18 protein-coding genes are annotated in these 18,330 nt (G+C 35.5%); all 18 read left to right on the top strand.

The features are described from left to right. Nucleotides 1-24 precede the first annotated feature (24 nt). The 18 genes from flgH to neuB all read left to right on the top strand — a co-directional run bounded on the left by flgH (nucleotide 25) and on the right by neuB (nucleotide 17,989). Nucleotides 25-708, top strand: coding sequence for a flagellar basal body L-ring protein FlgH (flgH, locus tag B0X80_RS14480; RefSeq protein ID WP_077341428.1), 684 nt, complete (start codon nucleotides 25-27; stop codon nucleotides 706-708). A 61-nt stretch (nucleotides 709-769) separates the two neighbouring features. After that, nucleotides 770-1,852 (top strand): flagellar basal body P-ring protein FlgI, encoded by a 1,083-nt coding sequence (locus B0X80_RS14475; protein ID WP_425439716.1) that lies wholly within the window; start codon nucleotides 770-772, stop codon nucleotides 1,850-1,852. Between the two features lie 18 nt (nucleotides 1,853-1,870). Next, on the top strand, nucleotides 1,871-2,875 hold the full coding sequence (gene flgJ, locus B0X80_RS14470; RefSeq protein ID WP_077341424.1) for a flagellar assembly peptidoglycan hydrolase FlgJ: 1,005 nt from the start codon (nucleotides 1,871-1,873) through the stop codon (nucleotides 2,873-2,875). A gap of 57 nt (nucleotides 2,876-2,932) precedes the next feature. Next, nucleotides 2,933-4,930: a flagellar hook-associated protein FlgK gene (gene flgK / locus B0X80_RS14465; protein WP_077341422.1), complete on the top strand. Its 1,998-nt coding sequence runs from the start codon at nucleotides 2,933-2,935 to the stop codon at nucleotides 4,928-4,930. A 9-nt stretch (nucleotides 4,931-4,939) separates the two neighbouring features. Next, nucleotides 4,940-6,145, top strand: a complete 1,206-nt coding sequence (gene flgL / locus B0X80_RS14460; protein WP_077341420.1) for a flagellar hook-associated protein FlgL — start codon at nucleotides 4,940-4,942, stop codon at nucleotides 6,143-6,145. Between the two features lie 123 nt (nucleotides 6,146-6,268). Beyond that, a complete protein-coding gene (locus B0X80_RS14455; protein WP_077341418.1) occupies nucleotides 6,269-7,087 on the top strand; it encodes a flagellin N-terminal helical domain-containing protein in 819 nt (272 codons plus the stop codon). A gap of 244 nt (nucleotides 7,088-7,331) precedes the next feature. Next, nucleotides 7,332-8,150 (top strand): flagellin N-terminal helical domain-containing protein, encoded by an 819-nt coding sequence (locus tag B0X80_RS14450; protein WP_076419618.1) that lies wholly within the window; start codon nucleotides 7,332-7,334, stop codon nucleotides 8,148-8,150. A gap of 244 nt (nucleotides 8,151-8,394) precedes the next feature. Then, nucleotides 8,395-9,216 carry a flagellin N-terminal helical domain-containing protein gene (locus B0X80_RS14445; protein ID WP_077341416.1) on the top strand — a complete coding sequence of 274 codons (822 nt, stop codon included), beginning with the start codon at nucleotides 8,395-8,397 and terminating at the stop codon, nucleotides 9,214-9,216. Nucleotides 9,217-9,402: 186 nt separating this feature from the next. After that, nucleotides 9,403-10,224, top strand: coding sequence for a flagellin N-terminal helical domain-containing protein (locus B0X80_RS14440; protein ID WP_077341414.1), 822 nt, complete (start codon nucleotides 9,403-9,405; stop codon nucleotides 10,222-10,224). 85 nt (nucleotides 10,225-10,309) lie between these two features. After that, nucleotides 10,310-10,786, top strand: a complete 477-nt coding sequence (locus B0X80_RS14435; protein ID WP_077341412.1) for a flagellar protein FlaG — start codon at nucleotides 10,310-10,312, stop codon at nucleotides 10,784-10,786. 42 nt (nucleotides 10,787-10,828) lie between these two features. Beyond that, nucleotides 10,829-12,193, top strand: coding sequence for a flagellar filament capping protein FliD (fliD, locus tag B0X80_RS14430; RefSeq protein WP_077341410.1), 1,365 nt, complete (start codon nucleotides 10,829-10,831; stop codon nucleotides 12,191-12,193). 122 nt (nucleotides 12,194-12,315) lie between these two features. After that, nucleotides 12,316-12,750, top strand: a complete 435-nt coding sequence (gene fliS / locus B0X80_RS14425) for a flagellar export chaperone FliS (protein WP_077341408.1) — start codon at nucleotides 12,316-12,318, stop codon at nucleotides 12,748-12,750. A gap of 1 nt (nucleotide 12,751) precedes the next feature. Then, nucleotides 12,752-13,093: a hypothetical protein gene (locus B0X80_RS14420; RefSeq protein WP_077341406.1), complete on the top strand. Its 342-nt coding sequence runs from the start codon at nucleotides 12,752-12,754 to the stop codon at nucleotides 13,091-13,093. A gap of 44 nt (nucleotides 13,094-13,137) precedes the next feature. Next, on the top strand, nucleotides 13,138-14,124 hold the full coding sequence (locus B0X80_RS14415; RefSeq protein ID WP_077341404.1) for an NAD-dependent 4,6-dehydratase LegB: 987 nt from the start codon (nucleotides 13,138-13,140) through the stop codon (nucleotides 14,122-14,124). Between the two features lie 38 nt (nucleotides 14,125-14,162). After that, entirely contained in the window at nucleotides 14,163-15,326 is a 1,164-nt protein-coding gene (gene neuC, locus B0X80_RS14410; RefSeq protein WP_077341402.1) for a UDP-N-acetylglucosamine 2-epimerase, read from the top strand. Then, a complete protein-coding gene (locus tag B0X80_RS14405) occupies nucleotides 15,313-16,227 on the top strand; it encodes a methionyl-tRNA formyltransferase (protein WP_077341400.1) in 915 nt (304 codons plus the stop codon). Before neuC ends, B0X80_RS14405 begins: the two co-directional genes overlap by 14 nt. Next, nucleotides 16,224-16,895: a PIG-L deacetylase family protein gene (locus B0X80_RS14400; protein ID WP_077341398.1), complete on the top strand. Its 672-nt coding sequence runs from the start codon at nucleotides 16,224-16,226 to the stop codon at nucleotides 16,893-16,895. Before B0X80_RS14405 ends, B0X80_RS14400 begins: the two co-directional genes overlap by 4 nt. Next, nucleotides 16,895-17,989, top strand: coding sequence for an N-acetylneuraminate synthase (neuB, locus tag B0X80_RS14395; RefSeq protein ID WP_077341396.1), 1,095 nt, complete (start codon nucleotides 16,895-16,897; stop codon nucleotides 17,987-17,989). The genes B0X80_RS14400 and neuB overlap by 1 nt, the downstream gene beginning before the upstream one ends. Nucleotides 17,990-18,330: the final 341 nt, after the last annotated feature.

Below are 18,330 nucleotides of genomic sequence, written 5' to 3'. Positions count from 1 at the left end.
TATACAAAAAAGAGGAGAGGAGTCATGAAATATTTAATATTACTAAGTGTTTTACTTATTCAATTGTCAGGTTGTGCAAGTATTGAAAACGCCAAAATATTACCCAATGATCCTGACTTTGCTCCAATAATGCCTGAAATGGAAGAAGAACCTATCGTACCAACAGGGTCATTATTTAAAGAAAACTATGTAAATAATATTTATTCAGATTCTAAAGCACATCGTGTAGGCGATATTATTTCAGTGGTGTTAAGCGAAAATACACAAGCACAGAAAAATGCAAAAACAGAGCTTAAAAAAGACAATAGTTCACTATTAGGATCTGTTATTGGATTAGGTGGTTCACCCATCACCTTTAAAGGTGATTCGTTAGAGTTAGGTTTTAATCAAAATTCAGCGTTTAAAGGTGACTCTAAGTCAGATCAAAGTAATAGTCTAACGGGCAATATTTCGGTTCATGTCTTACGTGTTTTACCTAACGGTAACCTCATGATACGTGGTGAAAAATGGATGTCTTTAAACAATGGTGACGAATACGTGCGATTGACCGGCATTATTCGCGCTCAAGATATCAGTTCTGGCAACACCATTATGTCAAGTAAAGTGGCGAATGCTCGTATTCAATATGCAGGTACAGGAGCTTTTGCTGACGCACAAGAACAAGGCTGGTTGTCTAAATTTTTCGGTAGCTCATGGTGGCCTTTATAAAGCTTAGCTTTATAAAATCATCAATAAATAAGGTATTACTATGAAGCAGTTAATTAAGCAGTTGTGTAAATTCAGTCTTGTTTTTGTGTGTTTATTTACTCATTCAGTAAATGCTCAACGTATAAAAGATTTAGCTGATGTAGCAGGTGTAAGGTCTAATCAACTTTTAGGTTATGGATTAGTTGTGGGTTTACCAGGAACAGGTGAACAAAGTCCATTTACTGAACAAAGTTTTAAAACCATGTTAAGTAATTTCGGTATCACTATGCCGGCAAACTTAAAGCCTAAAATTAAAAACGTTGCCGCTGTTGCCGTTCATGCAGAGCTTGAAGCATTTGCTAAACCTGGCCAAAAAATAGATGTAACGGTTTCTTCTATGGGATCAGCACAGAGTTTACGAGGCGGTACTTTATTGCAAACTATTTTAATGGGAGTAGATGGTAATGCCTATGCTGTTGCTCAAGGAAGTTTAGTCGTTGGTGGCTTAGGCGCTGAAGGCTTAGATGGGTCAAAAATTGTTGTTAATACTCCTACCGTTGGTCGTATTGCTAACGGAGCCATGGTTGAACGAGAGGTTATTTCTCCTTTTTCTACGGGTGACCATATAACGTTTAATTTACACCATTCTGATTTTACAACAGCTAAACGTTTATCTGACACAATTAATGATTTGATTGCTGGTTCTGCCAGAGCGATTGATGCAACTTCAGTTACGGTAACTGCACCGCGAGATATAGCGGATCGTGTAAGCTTTTTATCTACTCTTGAAAACCTAGAGTTTGAGCCTGATAGATCATCAGCAAAAATTATTGTTAACTCAAGAACCGGCACAATTGTTATCGGCTCAGATGTTCGTTTATTACCTGCTGCAATCACTCACGGCGGTATCACAGTTACGATTAATGAAGTACAAGATGTTTCACAACCTAATGCTTTTGCTGAAGGTGATACAGCAGTAACAACGCAATCGACAGTCAATGTGAATGAAAGTGATAACCGTATGTTTGTATTCCAACCGGGAGTGACTTTAAATACTTTAGTACGCGCTATTAACGAAGTGGGTGCTGGGCCCGGTGATGTTATGGCGATTCTTGAAGCTTTAGATCAAGCCGGCGCTCTACGTGGGGAGTTGGTTGTTATTTAATTAACAATCAATAATGCTATGACTAGACTTACAGATGCGCAAAATTTTCTTGATGTAAACGGCTTAAACTCTGTTAGGCAACAGTCTAAGTCTACAGACAAAACAGAAAAAGAAGCGGCATTACAAAGTGCGGCTAAGCAGTTTGAAGCCATATTTATGCAAATGCTGTTAAAGAGTATGCGTAGCGCTCAAGAAGTTTTAGAGTCTGATAGCCCATTCAATTCAGAAAGTACAAAATTCTATCGAGACATGCATGATCAACAAATGTCGTTAGAATTATCAAACAATGGATCCTTAGGACTATCTGAATTAATTGTTAGGCAGCTAGGAGGAGATAGTGAAAACTTCACTCCCCATACCGTATTAAGAGGTAATGGTAATTTAGACTCTCGTGGAAAAAATGTTTTTGATTTGCACAACACAAGAGAACCGCTATCGAAAACGATCGAGTTGGATCGTCAAACAAATGACAACAACACAGCCAATATTCCTAAGTATCTTTCTAAAGATGGCGCTAAAAATATCAATGAAAATACGCAATTACTTCCAGAATTTAAAAACCCTCAAGACTTTGTTACCGCCATAACTGATTCAGCTAAACAAGTAGAAGCTAGGCTGAAAATTCCTTTTGAAGTAGTAATTGCTCAAGCGGCTTTAGAAACCGGTTGGGGACAAAAAATCATTAAAACGAATCAAGGCGAAAGTTCAAATAACTTGTTTAATATCAAGGCTGATTCTCGCTGGCAAGGTGATAAAACGTCAACTGAAACGTTAGAGTTTCAACAAGGTGCAATGGTAAAAAAACGAGAACCGTTTCGTGTATATTCATCTATTGCAGAAAGCGTAAATGACTATGTTAATTTCTTATCTACCAACGAACGATATCAACCTGCTTTAGAACACTCTTCCAATGTGGAACAATTTCTGCATAAGTTACAGAGTGCTGGTTACGCCACCGATCCTAATTACGCAAATAAAATATTAGGAACATTAAAAACAGTTACCGGCCTTATTGGTAAGTAATTCACCTTAATTACTTCTTCTATTTATTATCGTTAATGCAATCGTTGTGAGGCAATCATGTCTGTGAATTTATACAATACAGGGGTTAGTGGTTTACTAGCTGCTCAGCAGCAACTTGCTACTACGGGTAATAATATTGCCAACGTAAATACTGAGGGGTATAACCGCCAACGCGCTGAGCAAAATGCTGCAACAGGGCTATATAATGGAGGTAATTATATTGGTGGTGGTACTTATATAGAAAATGTAAGACGTGTATATGATCAGTTCTCTTATAAAGAACAATTACTTAGCCAAACAAGCTTAAGTAATGCTGACGGCTTACATGTTGATTTAAGTCAGCTTAACGAAATTATGACCTTTTCTGGTGGTGCAATAAATTCCTCTCTCGATAAATTTTATCAAACCATAAATAGTATTGCAGATAACCCAAGTGATTTAGGCTTAAGAAGTATGGCTATCACGCAAGCACAGGTATTAAGCAGCGATTTTAAATCCCTAAATGCTAATTTTGATCAAATTGAAAAATCAACTAATGGTGAAATAGGGCAAATAGCCAGTCATATCTCTCAAATATCCGTAGAAATAAGTAAAATTAATGAGCAGGTATTACATGCCCAAAATCCAAGAACAGGCCAGCCAAATGATCTTTTAGATACTCGTGACCGTTTAGTCAACGAACTAAGTAAATATACGAGTGTTAATACTGTTGTTGATGATAATGGTGTTATGAGTGTAATGATTGGTAATGGCGCTACTTTAGTGGCCGGAATAACGCCTTTATCAGTAGGTGTACAAGCGGGAGACCCCGATCCTAATAAAACCACATTAACCATTGTCGGCTCTAATAGTACAGTAAACTTAAATGGTGCTGTAGTAGGTGGTTCTCTTGCCGCAAAATATGAATTTAGAGATCAACATTTAGCGCAAGTCAGAAGTGAAATAAACCGTCTTGCAATGGTTATTTCTGAAACACTAAATGAAGCCCAACACGATGGTTTAGATTTAAATGAGCAAGAAGGTTTAGATTTTTTTACTGATATTAACAGTAACATTTTAGAGCGTTCACGTGTGTTAGCTCCCTCAAAAAATACAGGGAATTTAGAGGCACGCGTTAATATTTCTGATGTATCTAAAGTACCTACAAGTGAGTTTGAAGTTAAATATGATGGCGTAAATTTCATCATGAAAAATTTAACGGATAATTCAACCGTTAATTTAGGTGCTGCTGGCGCTTCACATAGCGCGTCGATTGCAGCATACGGTTTTGAGTTTATCGAAGATTCTGGAACGCCAAATGCAGGCGATACTTTTATTATTAGGCCTACCGAAAATAGCGCTTCATTAATGGAAGTGAAATTAACCGATGGTGCTGGAATCTCAGCAAGTACACCAATTGAAGTGACTGCTTCTGATAATAATGTCGGTGGTGGTTCTGTTTCTATTGTTCAAATGCATGATCCTCTAGCTGCGCAAACATATGCGAGTACAACAAATACCTCTCTGACTGTTGATGTTTATGATAACGGGGGGGCACTTGAATACAGAGTATATGACTCTGCAATTTTTCCAATATCAAATATTGCTTCAGGTTCTTATGCGCCTGGCGGCAGTGTACTCGTGGATTTACCTCCGTCACCAGCAACGGCTGTATTTCAATTAGAAATAAAAGGTAATCCAACAGGCTCAAGTGCTTTAGCGCGAGAAGAGTTTTCAATTGCTGACTCATTTGGTGTCGGTAATGGTAATAATGCAACCTTAATGGGGTTAACCCAAGAAAAAGGCATCATTAATGGAGAACAAGAAACCTTTAGTCAGAGTCTTGGTGTATCAACTTCTACTGTTGGTTCAAAAGCCAAATCAGCTGAATTAGTAGAGACTACTGCGCAAGCTTTATTTACTAAAGCGTATAACCGTAATCAATCTACTTCAGGTGTTAATTTAGATGAAGAAGCCGCTAATTTGTTGAAGTTTCAGCAAGCTTATCAAGCTTCTTCTCAAATCATTTCTATTGCAAATACTATTTTTGACACATTGCTTCAGGCTGTGAGATAGGAGTCAATTATGAGAGTTTCAACTGCCCAATTTTATCTTCAAAATAGCCAAAAAATTGGTGGCTTACAATCTCAAGTTAACCAACAATCAGATTATTTATCAACGGGTAAACGTATTATTACAGCGAAAGATGATGCTGTAGCGTTCGGTACTTTGGCTGGTTATAAAGATGAGCTGATGAATATTGAAAAATATCAGCGCAATATAACTCAAGCTAAAAACAGAAATAGTTTACAAGACACTTCGTTTGATAATGCTCAAACCCTAATGCAAGAATTAAAACGTATTTTTATTCAAGCGAACAACGGTACGTTAGATGATGATGACTTAAAATCTTTAGCTGAGCTAGCAAGTAATAGCCAGTCTCAAATGTTAGATATAGCCAATACAAAAGACGAAACGGGTGGTTATATTTTTGCCGGTTATCAAATAGACAAGCAACCCTTTGCACTACAACCCGATAATTCAGTTAATTATCTAGGGGATAATGGTGTTAGACAACTTCAAATTGCAAAAAATGTAATGGTTGATACCAATCAACCCGGTGATGAAGCATTTGAAAAAGTTGCTAATGCGATTGGTGACTTTAAACCTAATTATATCGCAAATACTTCTGGGGTTTCAGTGAACAGTGCATTAATTAACGACTCTGCTGTTTATGATTCTGTAGCTCATCCACCAGGTTATCGTTTTGTTTTTACTGCGCCATCTGATTTAACGGTTACTGACGCCAATACTAATGTTGTGTATCCAACTGCGCCATATACACCAGGGCAAATTGTTGCCTTTAATGGAGTTGAAGTGCAGTTAGACGGCAATCCTTTGCCCGGTGACGAACTTGTTTTAGAAGCGACTCAGAATATTAGTATTTTTGACACAATAAAATCTGCTGTTGATTGGATGAATGTAGGAACTGGCACAGCTAATGTTACCCAACATCAGGTTGATTATAACGAAATTTTAACTCAATTAGATCGTAGCCTTAATCATATGACTACACGTCAGACTGATGCGGGGATTAGAGTTCAACTTATTGAAACGCAAAGTGAAAATCATAAAGATAAAGAGTTAACTATATCAAAAAGTCAGTCCAATATTGAAGATTTAGACTTTGCTAAAGCAATAGCAAACTTTGAACAATCAAAAGTTGCTTTACAAGCTGCACAGCAAACGTTTGTACAAGTTAAAAATCTAAATTTATTTAATTATATTTAATTTTTTAAAACGTTGGCATTAAAAGTGTATTAAACAGTTAGCGTCAAAATTTATATTATAGTGGTTCCAAGTAAATGTTGTTATCAGCAAATAGAACCACCACCTACTTAGGAGATGATAGCAATGGCATTAGTCGTAAATAGTAATATCGCGTCTTTAAACTCGCAACGAAGTTTAGGTACTGCAACAAACGAATTATCAACTAACTTTGAGCGTTTATCTTCAGGTAAACGAATCAATAGTGCAAAAGATGATGCGGCAGGTTTACAAATTTCAGCTCGTTTAACCGCACAAATAAATGGTTTAAATCAAGCCACTCGAAACGCAAATGATGGTATTTCTTTAGCTCAAACAGCTGAGGGGGCATTAGATGAATTTACTAATGCTTTACAGCGAATGCGTACTTTGTCTATTCAATCAGCTAACGGTTCAAATACCAATGCAGATAGAACAGCATTGGACGCTGAGTTCCAAGAATTAGCAACAGAAATTACGCGTATTTCAGATCAAGCGAGTTTTGGTGGTGAAAATCTACTCGACGGTACTTACACTGGTAAAGATTTTCAAATTGGTGCTAATGGTGGACAAACTATACGTTTATCTATATCGCAAGATTTTGCAGCATCTGTTATTTTAAGTACACCAACAATATCATCTGCAGCTCAAGCTTCTACAGCGATTGGTAAAATTGATACTGCGTTACAAACGGTAAACAGTGTGCGTGCAGAGCTTGGTGCTAAACAAAACCGTTTTAGTTCTGTTATTCGAAGTAACGATAATACAGCGCAAAACTTATCAGCATCTCGTTCTCGTGTAATGGATACGGATTATGCTGCAGAGAGTGCTTCATTAGCTAAGAGTACGGTATTGCAACAAGCGGCGAGTTCTATGTTAGCTCAGGCGAACCAACAACCACAAATAGCTTTGTCTCTACTGCAATAAAGAAAAACATATTTTTTATGCTTAAAGCCCTCATTTATGAGGGCTTTTTTTTAACTAAAATATTTTAAAATCAATAGTTAACGTTCTTGTTTTAGATTTTAAAAATAAAAGCTAAAAAAGTTTAAAGTTATTTTAAAAGTAACCGATACAGGTTTTAAGAAGCATTAAGTGTCAATGATTAACTACTGATACTTACTTCATAAATCAAATAATTTTACGAATATGTTACTTAGGAGATATTATCATGGCATTAGTTGTTAATAGTAATGTTCAATCTTTGAATTCACAGCGTCAACTTTTGAATTCAACCAATAGTTTAGCTGATAATTTTGAGCGTTTATCTTCAGGTAAACGTATTAACAGTGCGAAAGATGATGCGGCAGGTTTACAAATATCAAGTCGTTTAACGGCACAAATTAATGGTTTAAATCAAGCATCACGTAACGCCAACGATGGTATATCTTTAGCGCAAACTGCTGAAGGTGCTTTAGATGAGTATACGAATACATTACAACGTATGCGTACTTTATCTGTACAGTCTGCCAATGGTTCAAATAGTGTAGCCGATAGGAAAGCACTGGATGCCGAGTTTAGCGAATTAGAGTTAGAACTGACACGTATATCAGATCAAACTTCTTTTGCTGGTGAGAATCTATTAGATGGTACTTTCACTGGTAAAGATTTTCAGATAGGTGCAGATGGCGGACAAAAAATTACAGTATCTGTTGGGCAAGACTTTAATGCTTCAGCAATGCTTAGTGGTGCTGCAACCATAACTTCTGCTGCTGGAGCTTCAACGGCAATAGCACAAGTTGACGCCGCCTTAGTAAAAGTTAACACCGTACGAGCGGATTTAGGTGCAAAACAAAATCGTTTTTCTTCTGTTATAAGAAGTAATGATAATACAGCACAGAACTTATCGGCTTCACGTTCTCGAGTATTAGATACCGATTACGCTGCAGAAAGTGCTGCACTAGCGAAAAGCTCAGTGTTACAACAAGCGTCAAGTTCAATGTTAGCGCAGGCGAATCAGCAACCTCAAATCGCATTGTCATTATTGTAGCCACTTATTGATTATAATGACCTTTAAACCCTCTTTAAGAGGGTTTTTTATTTTAATAAAAATAAAATTTCTTTAAAAATCAATAAAAAATATAGTTTTCAAAGAAAATATTAAAAAAGATTAAAGTTATTTAAAAAGTAACCGATACAGTTTTTAAGATGCAGCGAGTATCAATACTGATTCATTAAATACTAGCTTCGTTAATCGAATTCATTGAAGGGTAATTTACCCAGGAGATATTATCATGGCATTAGTAGTTAATAGTAACGTTCAGTCATTAAACTCACAGCGTCAGCTGCAAAACTCAACCAATAGTTTGGCTGATAATTTTGAACGTTTATCTTCAGGTAAACGTATTAATAGCGCAAAAGATGATGCAGCAGGATTACAAATATCAAGTCGTTTAACTGCGCAGATTAATGGTTTAAATCAAGCATCACGTAATGCTAACGATGGTATTTCATTAGCGCAAACCGCTGAAGGAGCGTTAGATGAATATACTAATACGCTGCAACGTATGCGTACATTGTCGGTACAATCAGCTAACGGTTCAAACAGTAATGCAGATAGAACAGCACTAGATTCTGAATTTAGTGAATTAGAGCTTGAACTTACACGTATTTCATCACAAACATCTTTTGCTGGTGAGAATTTATTAGATTCATCGTTTACCAGTAAAGCATTCCAAATTGGTGCTGATGGTGGTCAAACGATTACGATTTCTATTTCACAGAACTTTACTGCCGCCTCTATACTACAGGATGCTACAGCAACTATTTCTTCAGCGACAGGTGCATCAACAGCAATTGGGAATATAGATGATGCTTTAGTAAGAGTTAACACCGTACGTGCAGATTTAGGTGCTAAGCAAAACCGTTTTGCTTCAGTTATTCGTAGTAATGACAATACGGCACAAAACTTATCAGCGTCACGTTCTCGAGTATTAGATACTGATTATGCCGCAGAAAGTGCTGCATTAGCGAAGAGTTCTGTATTACAACAAGCATCAAGCTCAATGTTAGCGCAGGCTAATCAGCAGCCGCAAATCGCATTATCATTGTTGTAATCGTTACTACCAAGAAACTCATTACATATAATTAATGAGTTTCGAATAATATTTATGTGTGTTATTGATGATATTTACTAAAGTTTATTTATTTCTTGTCGATAACATGAATATAAGAAGTGAAATCTAGAATATTACACTTCAAATAAATTTAATTAGGGCTTTAGTAGTCCGGAGGCGAATAATATGGCTTTAGTAGTTAATAGTAATGTTCAATCATTGAACTCACAGCGTCAACTTCAAAACTCAACTAATAGTTTAGCTGATAACTTTGAACGCTTATCTTCAGGTAAACGTATCAACAGTGCGAAAGATGATGCGGCAGGTTTACAGATATCAAGTCGTTTAACAGCACAGATTAATGGCTTAAATCAAGCCTCACGTAACGCTAACGATGGCATATCTCTAGCGCAAACCGCTGAAGGCGCGTTAGATGAGTATACAAATACATTACAACGTATGCGTACATTAGCAGTACAATCAGCTAACGGTTCAAATAGTACAGCAGATAGAACTGCACTTGATGCTGAGTTTGGCGAATTAGAATTAGAGCTTACACGTATATCAGATCAAACTTCATTTGCTGGTGAGAATCTATTAAATGGCACTTTCACTGGTAAAGATTTTCAGATTGGTGCTGACGGTGGGCAAACTATTACAGTATCAATTGGTCAAAACTTTGATGCAGCAACTATTTTATCAACAGGTGCAGCAACTATTGCTACAGATGTTGGTGCTACGTCTGCAATCGGATTAGTTGATAATGCTTTAGTAAAAGTGAATACTGTTCGAGCTGATTTAGGTGCAAAACAAAATCGTTTTTCTTCTGTTATTCGTAGTAACGATAATACAGCGCAAAACTTATCAGCATCACGCTCACGTGTATTAGATACTGATTACGCAGCAGAAAGTGCAGCATTAGCGAAGAGTTCAGTGTTACAACAAGCGTCAAGTTCAATGTTAGCGCAGGCTAATCAACAGCCGCAAATAGCATTGTCATTGTTGTAGAATTTACTTGGAAAACAGCAACAGTATAATGACACTCCTACCTGAGTGTCATTTTCGTTTATAAAACTTGAAATTGGAGGTGCCCATGTCTATTAATATTGCTAACAGCAACCCTATAAATATGGCAGATGATCTTAATCAATTGAATAAAAATACTAAGTCCCCCCCTGATTTAGCGATTGAAAAAGAGAAGGCATTTGAAGATCCAGCGGCACAAGAAACGATAATTAAACTGAATAAAGTTGCTGAATTACAAAGAGTAAAAGAATCAGAAGAACAATCACTTGAAGATAAGTCGAGTGAAAGCTTAGCTGATGAAGCCAACATGGTTTCTGATGCAATGAAAACTATTTCTGAGTTTATTAATATGCCTATTAGAACAGTTAATTTTACTCAAGATGATGGTTCTGAAAAAACAGTGATTAAAATTTTCGATTCAGAAAATAACGAACTCATAAAACAATTTCCATCGGAAGAAATTCTTTCTATTGCTCAAAAAATTGTAGAGCTTAGAGAAGATGTAAGTAAAAAAACTGGTATACTTCTTGATGAGAGTATTTAAAACATTTAGATGATGGGTGTTTAATATATAGGAGACAGCATAATGAATATTACACAAGCAGGAATAGGTTCAGGCTTAGATCTTGAATCAATTATTGAGGCTTTCGTAACCGCAGAATCTGTCCCTCAAGAAATACGATTACAAGAAAAAGAAGATAGGTATAAAACTGAGCTATCAGGGCTCGGTAGTCTCAAGTCGGCTTTATCTACCTTTCAATCTGCTGCCAATAAATTAAAAGATGTTGATAATTTTAATCAACAAACTGTTACGGCATCAGGTGATAGCTTTTCCGCTATAACTAATGGCTTTGCTACATCAGGTTCTTTTGATGTTGAAGTAATACAACTGGCAAAGTCCACAAAAATTCAAACAACTAATTTTGCTGACTCATCTACAACTGTTGGTGCAGGTACGTTAACCTTTAATTCTGCTAATGGTGATACTTTCGATGTTACCATAGATGCAGCTGACGATTTATCCACCATTCGTGATAAAATTAATCAAGGAACAGGTAATTTTGGTGTCAACGTAACTCTTGTTAATAGCGATAATGGTACATTCCTAACTTATAGTGCAGCAAACACGGGAACAGATAACGCGTTAACGGTTACTTCTGGTGATGCAGCACTTTCAGGCTTATCTACAACGGCAAGCGAAATCGTTACCGCTGATAATGCTATTATTGAAATTGATGGTAACGTAGTTACAAATTCAACTAATGAATTTAAAAATAATATTGAAGATGTGACTATCGTAGCAACTAAAGTGAGTGATCCTGGGGTTACTTCAAAGTTAGATATTACTCAAGATACTAGTGTTGCCAATACATTAATTACTGACTTTGTTGCAGGTTATAATGCCTTAGTTGATAATATGATAGGGTTAGGTGCTCCAGTACAAGGCCGCTTAGCCTTCGATGCTGATTTACGTTCTATGAAGGGGCAACTATCTGATATTGTTATTAACTCAGTATCAAGTTTAGCGGGTAGTTCTATTCAATCACTAAATGACATAGGCGTGTCACTTAATAAAGATGGTCGATTAGAAATATCAACGACTGCTACAGGGTCATTAAAAAGCGGATCTGAAAAGTTATCAGACGCTATTTCAAATGATATTAATGGGGTTGGCGAGCTTTTTGCTAGTACAGATGGTATCGTCAGTCAATTGACAGACTTAATTGACAATTATAATGGCGGTGATGGTACATTAACTAAAAGACAATCAACGTTAAACGCTAATTTAACTGTAATTAAAGATGAATATACGGCATTAGAGACCAGGCTTCGTAATTATGAAGATACTTTACGTAAGCGGTTTTCTTTTCTCGATTCAACCGTTGCACAATTTAATGCAACAGGCGACTTCCTGAAAAATGCCTTAGCGTTGCCACAGTCAGATAGTTAGTTTTATTTTATACCAATTTTACTCATTAGTTTTTACTTTATAGTCAGTAAAAGTTAATCATAAATTAGTAAGATTTGTATTAGTTATCTATAGTAGTTGTATAGGTAAAAGAGGTAATCAAAATGAGACAAAATCTCCAAGCATATAAAAAAGTTAATATTGATAGTAATATTTTAGCATCTGATCCTCACAAAATTATTGTGATGATGTTTGACGGTGTATTACAGAGTATGTCGCAGGCAAAAGGTGCGATTGAACGAAAAGATTTTGCTTTAAAGTCTACATCTATGACCAAAAGTATTAATATACTAAATGCGTTACGTAATTCATTAGATTTCACGTCAGAGCCAGTAATATCTCAACGATTTGATGATTTATATGCCTATTGTATTGATCAACTTCACGGTATTAGCGTTAATTTAAATGCTGAAGGTATTGATGAAGTCATTAGCTTATTAAAACCATTAAGAGATGCATGGTTTGAGATGCCTGAAGAATCTAAAAAAGAAGGTTTATCATTACTTGAAGAACGTAATAAATTAACACAAGGTGCATAATGTGTTTTTTGTTGAGCCATCTGAAAAAATTATCGCGTTAACTGAACAAGTAGAGCAGTTAATTGATAACAAGAATGAAGAAAACTGTTCAACACTCTTATCTCAACGACATAATTTGCTTGTTGAATTACATGAGAATGTAATACAAGAAGCAAATAAAAATAGTATGGTAGACTCTGATATGATGAATAAATATCATCATTTTTTAAGAGCCATTCAACAGCGAGATAATATTTATCTCACACGCCTCGATACCGCTAAAAAAGAAGTTATCAAAGAACTTAGTCTCCAAGTTGTTGGCACTAAAGCCGTATCTGCCTATAAAAATGTTATTATAGATTAATATAAATTTAAACATTATTTCTACCGATTTAGGTGATTATATCTATGAATAATAAAACAGTATTAGTTACCGGGGCTGATGGTTTTATCGGTTCTCATTTAACCGAGTTGCTTGTCCAGCAAGGTTATAAAGTAAAAGCACTTGTTCAATATAATTCTTTTAATTCATGGGGATGGTTAGACGGGATTTCTTGTATTGACCAAATAGAAGTGATTGCCGGAGATGTGAGAGATCCTAGCTTTTGCCAATCTATAACTAAAAATGTAGATATTGTTTTTCATCTAGCGGCTTTAATTGCTATTCCTTATTCTTATGTTGCCCCTCAAAGCTATGTTGAAACTAACGTTACAGGTACCTTAAATATATGCCAAGCCTGTAAAGATAATAATGTTGAACGGGTTATCCATACATCGACTAGCGAAGTTTATGGTACAGCGCAATATGTACCAATCGATGAAAAGCATCCATTACAAGCTCAATCACCCTATAGTGCTTCTAAAATTGGTGCGGATGCTATGGCAATGAGTTATTTTAACGCTTTTGATTTACCTTTGACTATTGCTCGACCATTTAATACTTATGGACCGAGGCAATCAGCACGTGCTGTTATTCCAACTATCATTACTCAAATCGCAAATAATGTTAAATCCATTAAGCTAGGTGATGTTTCACCCACCCGAGATTTTAACTATGTTGAAGATACCTGTCGTGGTTTTTTGGCTTTAGCTCAATCAGATAATACGATCGGTAAAATCTTAAATATAGGTTCTAATTTTGAAATTAGTGTGGGCGATACGTTAAATTTAATTAAAAAAATAATGAAGAGTGATGTCACTTTTATTCTTGATGATCAAAGGCTAAGACCTGATAAATCTGAAGTATTTAGGCTGTGGTGTGATAATCGTGAAATGATTAAGCTTACAGGTTTTAGACCGTCATACAATATTGAACAAGGTTTAGAAGCAACAATTGAGTGGTTTTCAAATCCAGATAATTTGAAAAAATATAAGCATAATATTTATAACGTGTAGTCAGTATTAATCATTAATTATTAAAAGGCTTTATACGAGTGAGTAATAAAAAAATAGCAGTATTTACCGGAACGCGCGCTGAATATGGTTTACTCTATTGGATCCTTAAAGGGATATCAGCCTCAAAATATGCTGATCTACAGTTGCTAGTGGGTGGTATGCATCTTTCTTCTGAGTTTGGTTACACGGTTAATCAAATTGAAAAAGATGGTTTTGATATAACAGATAAACTTGAGTTCTTACTCTCTTCAGATAGTCCTGTAGGGATTTCAAAGTCTTTAGGTTTGGCTATAATGAGTGCAGCGGAAGCTTTTGAGCGAAATAAACCTGATGTTGTTGTTATTTTAGGGGACAGATTTGAAGCTTTGGCCATTGCCCAAGCGGCAATGATTGCCGCTATTCCTATTGCCCATATTCATGGGGGAGAGTTAACGGAAGCCCTGATTGATGATTCTGTTCGTCATGCCATTACAAAAATGTCTTATTTACATTTTACTGCAACTGAAACTTATCGTAAAAGAGTCATTCAATTAGGTGAGCAACCCCTGAATGTATTTAATGTTGGGGCTCCAGGAATAGATAACATTAACAAGCTGCCATTAATGGAGTTGAATGAATTAGCTAATTCGTTACAAATTCAATTAAGTCATCCATTCTTTTTAGTTACATATCATCCCGTCACTTTATTGGCAGATAAAGCCGATGAAGAATTAAAATCTTTATTAAACGCTTTAGATAAATTCCCTCAATATCAAGTAATTTTTACTTACCCTAATGCTGATACCTACGGGCGTAATTTAATTGAAATATTAAAAACATATCAGCAAAAAAATCCTAAACGGACATTCTTACTTGAATCCATGGGACAATTACGTTACTTATCAGCGATGAAACTTGCCAGTTTAGTTTTAGGTAATTCTTCAAGCGGAATTATTGAGGCGCCTTCATGTAAGGTGGCAACAGTAAATATTGGTGATAGACAAAAAGGGAGACTTTCTGCTGATAGTGTAATTGATTGTATCGCTGATGAAAGCTCTATTTATCAAGCTATTCAATACACATTATCTGAAAAAATTCAAAATAAATTAGCTCATGTAGTTAATCCATATGGCAATGGGCAAGCGTCAGAAAAAATAGTAAAAAAGCTCATTGAATGTGAATTAATGAAACCTACTCAAAAAGTTTTTTATGATGTTAGTTAACTCAACATTAAATATTGCATTTATAGGTTGCGTCACGTTTAGTGAAAAAGCACTATTATCTATTATCTCAATGAATCATGAGCGAATTAATATTTGTGGTGTTGTTACGAAAAGTATTTCTAGTGTTAATGATGACCATTGTGATCTCACTTTAATTGCTCAGAAAAATCATATTCCTTGTTTTGATTACACGGGTAATTCAGATGATATGGTGTCTTTTTTAACAGCTATTAAACCAGATGTTATTTATTGTTTTGGTTGGAGCCATATACTATCTAGTCAAGTTTTAGCAATTGCTCCGCAAGGAGTTGTTGGTTTTCACCCTTCAAAATTACCAGAGAATAGAGGTCGACATCCTATCATTTGGGCATTGGTTTTAGGTCTTACTGAAACTGCATCTAGTTTTTTTCAAATGGATGCAGGGGTTGATTCGGGGCCTATTATCAGTCAAAAAACAGTTAATATAGAGTCTACTGATACGGCGTTAACTCTTTATAATAAAATTATTGATATAGCTTTAAAGCAAATACCTGAATTTACCTTAAACTATATAAATAATACTGTAATCCCTATTCCTCAAAATAAGGAATATGCTACTTACTGGAGAAAGCGAAACCAATCTGATGGAATTATTGATTGGAGAATGTCAGCATCAAGCATCTATAACTTAGTTCGGGCGTTAACTATACCTTATTGTGGAGCTGAATTTTGTTATAGAGGTAATCATTATAAAGTCTGGAATTGTGAGATTTATCAAGAAAAATGTTCAGCTGCACTAGTGCCTGGAACAATTATGAATATAACAAATGATGATCTTTTAATTAAGTGCGGAGATAATTCAGCTATATTTTTGAAAAAAATTAAGGAGATCTCTCATTTTTATATTGGTGATAAATTATGAGTAAAAGCATTTTAGTTGTTGCGCCACACCCTGATGATGAGTCGTTAGGTTGTGGAGGAACGTTATTAAAGCACATAAATAACGGAGATGAGGTACATTGGCTTATCATTACATCAATGTCATTAGCATGTGGTTATTCTCAACAGCAAATAAATAAAAGGCGTGATGAAATTAAAATAGTTTCCCAATTATTTAATTTTTCTTCAGTTACAGTTTTAGACTTCCCACCTGCAAGCTTAGATTCTGTGGATACTGCTGACTTGGTTGGTGCTATTTCAAAAAACATAAAAGCAACACTTCCTCACACCGTTTATCTTCCCTATCGATACGATGTGCACAGTGATCATAAAGTCGTGTTTGATGCTGCAATGTCGAGTACTAAATCTTTTAGAGCAGCGAGTGTAAAACGATTGTTATGTTATGAAACCTTGTCAGAAACCGATTTTAATTTAGACCCTAATCACGCTCAGTTTTCTCCTAATGTTTGGGTTGATATTAATGATTTTTTAGAGCAAAAAATCAATATTTTAAAAACATATCAATCAGAATTATCGGAGTTTCCTTTCCCTCGAAGTTTAGATGCTGTTGAAGCTTTAGCTAAGGTAAGAGGGGTCCAATGTAATAGTAAAGCCGCAGAAGCTTTTATGTTATTGAAAGAGATTATTTAATGGAAACAAGTAAGGTTTTAATTATTGCGGAAGCAGGTGTCAATCATAATGGTGATGAACACCGTGCTTTTGAACTTGTTGATCAAGCTATAGCCGCAGGTGCTGACTGCGTTAAATTTCAAACATTTAAAGCCCATAACTTAGTAACAAAAAATGCTAGCTTAGCCGATTATCAAAAAGAAAATGGTGTTCAAGAAGATTCTCAGTTTTCTATGTTGAAAAAGTTAGAATTAGATTTTGATACTCATGTTAAATTGGTTGAGTATTGCCAGCAAAAAAACATTACTTTTCTTTCAACAGCATTTGATTTTGAAAGCTTAGATTTCTTAATCAATGTTTTAAAATTACCTATGTTAAAAATACCTTCTGGCGAAGTGACTAATGCTCCTTTTGTCTTAGCACATGCTCATAGTGGAAAGCCGCTTATTATTTCGACCGGTATGTGCAGTTTAGGTGAAGTTCGTAAAGCATTAGGTGTTGTAGCATTTGGGCTTTGTAATGTTGAAAATAACACATTATATAATACGCCGAGCGAGGAAGCTTTTGAGCAAGCTTTTAGTTCAGAGCAAGGCCAACGATTATTAAATCAACAGGTTACCTTATTGCATTGCACTACTGATTATCCTGCCGCCCCTCAAGATATTAATTTGCATGCTATGAATACACTTAAAGACTCGTTTTTGGTTAAGGTGGGCTATTCTGATCATAGCGAAGGAATTGTGGTGCCAATTGCGGCAGTAGCTAATGGGGCATGTGTTATTGAAAAACATTTCACTACGGATAAAAGTTTACCGGGGCCTGATCATAAAGCATCGTTAGATCCTGTTGAATTAAAAGCAATGGTAGGCGCTATTCGATTAGTAGAGCAAGCCATGGGGACAGGAATTAAAGAAGCCAGTGTTTCTGAGTTAAAAAATAAACTGGTTGTAAGAAAGAGCTTAGTCGCAGGAAAAAATATTAAAAAAGGGGATAAATTAACACCTGAAAATATTCATATTAAACGTCCGGGGTCTGGTAAATCACCTTATGAATATTGGAATTTACTTAATACGCTTGCTACAAAAGATTATGAAATAGGCGATTTATTAACCTGAGTCGTTTTTTATAAACTTTCCTTTTAATCCCTTTCACTCTAGGTATAAAAAATGCTTAATAAATAGAATAAAAGTATACCGTGTTTTATTTTCAGCGCTATACTTAAAATATTTATTAAAATCAGTGAAATAAGCAGTTATATCAATCACAATAACCATTGATCATTTATATTTGTTTAAATGACCAACTACATCGTATTTATTTTAATAATTAGAACACTCCTTATTAAAATAAATGCTTCGCCTACAGGAAGTAGGTGTTTAGGTTTAGTCTGGAACGATGAACCTGTGTATTTGACTATTTATTCTTCGTATAAAAGAGTCAATTATTCATGTGTTTG

This window comes from Pseudocolwellia agarivorans, from assembly GCF_002000085.1.
Lineage (GTDB): Bacteria > Pseudomonadota > Gammaproteobacteria > Enterobacterales > Alteromonadaceae > Pseudocolwellia > Pseudocolwellia agarivorans.
Note: the sequence above shows the minus strand (reverse complement) of the source record. Positions and strands in the feature narration are given on the sequence as shown.